General features: G+C 69.7%; 5 protein-coding genes. 2 read left to right on the plus strand and 3 right to left on the minus strand.

The window, feature by feature from the left end; translation table 11 throughout:
• Nucleotides 1–600, minus strand: a 600-nt coding sequence (locus tag AC30N0_RS01155; protein WP_489516107.1) for an exodeoxyribonuclease III, incomplete at its 3' end; no start/stop codon positions are given.
• A 72-nt stretch (nt 601–672) separates the two neighbouring features.
• Here AC30N0_RS01155 and pyrE point away from each other — a divergent pair.
• The gene (gene pyrE / locus AC30N0_RS01160; RefSeq protein WP_489516108.1) at nt 673–1,350 is read left to right on the plus strand and encodes an orotate phosphoribosyltransferase; all 678 of its coding nucleotides are present in this window, start codon (nt 673–675) and stop codon (nt 1,348–1,350) included.
• Nucleotides 1,283–2,116, plus strand: a complete 834-nt coding sequence (locus AC30N0_RS01165; RefSeq protein WP_489516109.1) for a hypothetical protein — start codon at nt 1,283–1,285, stop codon at nt 2,114–2,116. The genes pyrE and AC30N0_RS01165 overlap by 68 nt, the downstream gene beginning before the upstream one ends.
• Nucleotides 2,117–2,173: 57 nt before the next feature.
• Here AC30N0_RS01165 and gatB read toward each other — a convergent pair whose 3' ends face one another.
• Nucleotides 2,174–3,679, minus strand: a complete 1,506-nt coding sequence (gene gatB, locus AC30N0_RS01170) for an Asp-tRNA(Asn)/Glu-tRNA(Gln) amidotransferase subunit GatB (RefSeq protein ID WP_489516110.1) — start codon at nt 3,677–3,679, stop codon at nt 2,174–2,176.
• Nucleotides 3,676–4,445 (minus strand): amidase family protein (locus AC30N0_RS01175; protein ID WP_489516111.1); only part of this gene is annotated, 770 nt, incomplete at its 5' end. The genes AC30N0_RS01175 and gatB, both read right to left, overlap by 4 nt.

Here is a 4,445-nt window from a genome sequence, read left to right on the forward strand (position 1 = left end):
GCGGAACACGTCGACGAAGCCGAGCTCCTCGAACAGCCGCGTCATCCAGGCGCGCTCCTCGGGCAGGAAGCCGCTGTTCTTGCGGTTGCCCTTCCAGTTCCGGAGGTCGATCTCCTTGTGCGCGATGTTGATGTCGCCGACGAGGATGACCTCGCGCTCCTGGGCCAGGGCGTGCAGGTACGGCGCCATCAGGGCGAGGAAGCGGAACTTTGCCGCCTGCCGGTGCTCGCCCGACGACCCGCTCGGGAAGTAGCAGCTGACGACGCTGAGCCGGGGCAGGCCCTTGCGGCCGGGGCGGTCGAAGCGTGCTTCCACGTACCGCCCCTCGGCATCGAACTCGGCGTCGCCGAAGCCGCAGCGGATCGCGCTCGGCTTGCGGCGGCTGTAGAGGCCGACGCCGGAGTAGCCCTTCTTCTCGGCGAAGTGGAAGTGTCCCTTCATGCCCGCTACCTTGTCGAAGCGGCCGCGCACCGTGTCTTCCTGGGCCTTGATCTCCTGCACGCCCATACAATCCGCGCCCACCCCCTCGGCCCAGGCTTCGAAGCCCTTGGCCGCCGCCGAGCGGATCCCGTTCAGGTTCAGCGAGACGAGGCGGAACACGCGATCCCCGGCATGAGCCGCACGGCCGTTCCGAAGGCGAATACCGGAGCGCGCAGCGCGGAGGGTAGTTCAATGAGCAAACAGGCTCCCGACACGACCATCGCGCGCGAGTTCGTGCAGTTCGCGGTCGAGGCCGGCGTCCTGCGCTTCGGCGAATTCAGGACCAAGGCGGGGCGGCTGTCGCCGTACTTCTTCAACTCGGGCCTGTTCGACGACGGCGCTCAGCTGATGCGCCTCGGCGAAGTCTATGCACGGCGGCTTACAGCCTCTGGGCTCGCCTTCGACATGCTGTTCGGGCCGGCCTACAAGGGCATCACCCTGGCCGCGGCGGTGGCGATCGAGTTCGGCACGCGCGGCCGGGCGGTGCCGTTCGCCTACAACCGCAAGGAAGCAAAAGATCACGGTGAGGGCGGCGTCGTCGTCGGCGCACCATTGCGGGGGCGCACCGTCATCGTCGATGATGTGATCACCGATGGCGCTTCCAAGCGCGAGTCGGTCGAGCTGCTTCGTCGCCAGGGCGCCGAGCCGGTCGCCGTCCTCATCGCCCTGGATCGACAGGAACGGGGCGGCGCCGCTGACAACCTGTCGGATCGTTCGGCCGTTGATGAATTCGTGCGCGACTACGGCATTCCCGTGATCGCGGTGGCCACCCTGGCGGACTTGCTGGACTACCTGAACTCCGATGCCAACCCGTCCCTTTCCGAGCACGCCGATGCGGTCATGCGCTACCGGCAGCGCTATGGGGTGTGATCCGCTGGCATCTCGCGCTGTCCGGCAACTTGCCTGCGGACTGGCCGTCGCCTCGGCCGCAGTCTCTGCCGCCTGGGCGCAGGCGCCGGCCGCACGCTCCGGCGGCCTGATCTTCAGCTGCGTCCTCAACGGCAAGAAGATCACCTCCGACCGTCCGATCCACGAGTGCAGCCATATCGAGCAGCGGGTTCTCAATACCGACGGGTCGGTCAACCGGATCCTGCCGCCCACCCTCACGCCCGAGGAGCGCGCCGAACTCGAGCGGCGCCAACGCGAAGAGGAGGAGCGCGAAGTCGCCCGCAAGGACGCGGCCCGGCGCGACCGCAACCTGATGCAGCGCTATCCGGACGAGGCGGCGCATGCCAGGGGTCGGGAGAAGGCGCTCGACGACATTCGCATCGCGGTCGGGAAGTCGGAAGCACGGATCGCCCAGCTGAAAGCCGATCGCAAGCCGCTCGAGGATGAGAAGGAGTTCTACGTCGACAAGCCCCTCCCGACGAAGCTCAAGCTGGCTCTCGACGCCAATGAGGCCACCCTCGAGGCGCAGAAGGCCCTGGTGCAGAACCAGCAGACGGAGGTGGGGCGGATCAACGCGCTCTACGACGCCGAGCTTCAGCGACTGAAGAAGCTGTGGGCCGGGACGCCGCCCGGCTCGCTTGGGCCGATGCAGAACGCCGGGGAGGCCTCGAAGGCTGCAGCGGCCCCCCCTGGCACCGGCGCGAGAGCGCTGCAGGTCAAGGACGCCGCGCGCGTCAAGAGCCCCTAGTTCGCCGGTCCGCCATCCGGTCTCGACCGACCGGGCGAAGCCCCGGAGGGCCACCCATCAGCCGAGCTTCGCGCGCAGCAGCGCGCTCACCTGCGTCGGATCGGCCTTGCCCCGGCTGGCCTTCATCGCCTGGCCGACGAGGGCGTTGAAGGCCTTGTCCTTGCCGGCGCGGAATTCCTGCACCGACTTCGGGTTCGCCGCAATCACCTCGGCGACGATCCGCTCGAGCTCGCCGGCGTCGCGCATCTGGCGCAGGCCGCGCGCATCGATGACGGCGTCGACGCCGTCGCCCTCGCCCAGCCAGAGCGCGTCGAAGACCTGGCGCGCGGCGGCGTTCGAGATCGTTCCGTCGGCGATGCGCGACACGAGCTGCCCGAGGGTCTGCGCCGGCAGCGGGATCGTCGTCAGCCCGCCGGCGTGCAGCCGCTTCGAGATCTCGCCCATGACCCAGTTGGCGACCAGCTTCGGCTGGCCGCTGGCCCGCGCGGCGGTTTCGAAGTAATCGGCGACGCTGCGGCTCAGCACCATCAGGGCTGCGTCATACGCGATGAGCATGTACTCACTTTGAAAACGTCTCGCGCGGTCGCGCGGTAGTTCCGGCATGTCGGCGCGGACCCGGGCGATCCACTCTGCCGAGATGGCCAGCGGCGGCAGGTCGGGATCGGGGAAGTAGCGGTAGTCGTGCGCGTCTTCCTTGCTGCGCATGGCCCTCGTCTCGCCGTGCTCCGGGTCGAACAGCACCGTCGCCTGCCGCACCCCGCCGCCGTCGTCGAGGAGGTCGATCTGCCACTGCACCTCGTAGTCGATCGCCTGCTGCATGAAGCGGAAGCTGTTCAGGTTCTTGATCTCGCGTCGCGTGCCGAAAGGCGCGCCGGGGCGGCGCACCGACACGTTGGCGTCGCAGCGGAAGCTCCCCTCCTGCATGTTGCCGTCGCAGATGCCGAGCCACACGACCAGCGCGTGCAAGGCGCGCGCGTACTCGACCGCCTCGGTGCTCGAGCGCATGTCCGGCTCGGTGACGATCTCGAGGAGCGGCGTGCCGGCGCGGTTGAGGTCGATCCCCGACCAGCCGCCGTGGTAATCGAAGGGGGCGCCGTCGGCAGACGCGTCGGCGCTGTCGCGGCCGAGGCCGTGCATCGACTTGCCGGCGTCTTCCTCGAGATGGGCGCGGGTCAGCTGGACCCGGTGCAGCGCCTCGCCGACGTAGAACTCGACCGCGCCGCCCTGGACCACCGGCGTCTCGTACTGGCTGATCTGGTAGCCCTTGGGCAGATCGGGATAGAAGTAGTTCTTGCGCGCGAAGATGGACAGTGGAGCGATCGTCGCGCCGACGGCCAGGCCGAAGCGGATGGCGCGCTCGACCGCGCCGCGGTTGGCGACCGGCAGCGTCCCGGGGAGGGCGAGGTCGACGGGCGAGGCCTGCGTGTTCGGCTCCGCGCCGAAGGCCGTCGACGCGCCGCTGAAGATCTTCGAGGCGGTGGAGAGCTGGGCGTGCGTCTCGATGCCGATCACGACCTCGTAGCCGCGCACCAGCATCGCCGCGGGCGTCGGCGCCGGCGTCATGCGGCCGACCTCGGGTGCTCGGCAGGGGCCCGCAGGTGCCAGTCGGTGGCCTGCTGGAAGGCATGCGCCGCGTGCAGGAGCGTGCCTTCGTCGAAGTAGTTGCCGATCAGCTGCAGGCCGACGGGCATGCCCGTCGGACACCCGGGCCGGCCGCCGGCACCGAAGCCGGCGGGAACGCTCATGCCGGGCAGGCCGGCGAGGCTGGCGGGCAGGGTGAAGATGTCGGCCAGGTAATTGGCGACGGGGTCGTCGCTGCGGTCGCCGAGCGGCCAGGCGACGGTGGGCGCGACCGGGCCGGCGATGACGTCGCAGGCCTGAAAGCAGGCCTGGAAGTCGTCGGCGATCATGCGGCGGAGCTTCTGTGCCTGCAGGTAGTAGGCGTCGTAGTAGCCGTGCGAAAGCACGTAGGTGCCGATCATGATGCGGCGCTTCACCTCGGCGCCGAAGCCCTCGCTGCGGCTCGCCTTGTACATGCCGAGAAGGTCCTCGAAGTGCTCGGCGCGGTGGCCGTAGCGGACGCCGTCGAAGCGCGACAGGTTCGACGACGCCTCGGCCGGCGCGATCAGGTAGTAGACCGGGATCGACAGCTCGGTGCGCGGCAGGCGGACGTCGACGAGGCGGGCGCCGAGGCGCTCGAGCACGCCGAGCGCGGCGCGCAGGGCCGCCTCGACGTCGCTGGCCAGCGCCGGCGGAAAGAACTCGGCCGGCACGCCGATGCGCAGGCCTTCGAGCGGGCGCGCCGCCGTTGCGCCGTCGCGGCTGCGGG

Origin of the sequence: Rhizobacter sp., assembly GCF_031412495.1 — a bacterium.
Classification (GTDB): domain Bacteria; phylum Pseudomonadota; class Gammaproteobacteria; order Burkholderiales; family Burkholderiaceae_C; genus Schlegelella_A.

Coding starts and splice junctions, on each gene's coding strand:
- gatB (WP_489516110.1), bottom strand. CDS start 3,679: ATGACGCCGGCGCCGACGCCCGCGGCGATGCTGGTGCGCGGCTACGAG.
- AC30N0_RS01165 (WP_489516109.1), top strand. CDS start 1,283: ATGCCAACCCGTCCCTTTCCGAGCACGCCGATGCGGTCATGCGCTACC.
- pyrE (WP_489516108.1), top strand. CDS start 673: ATGAGCAAACAGGCTCCCGACACGACCATCGCGCGCGAGTTCGTGCAG.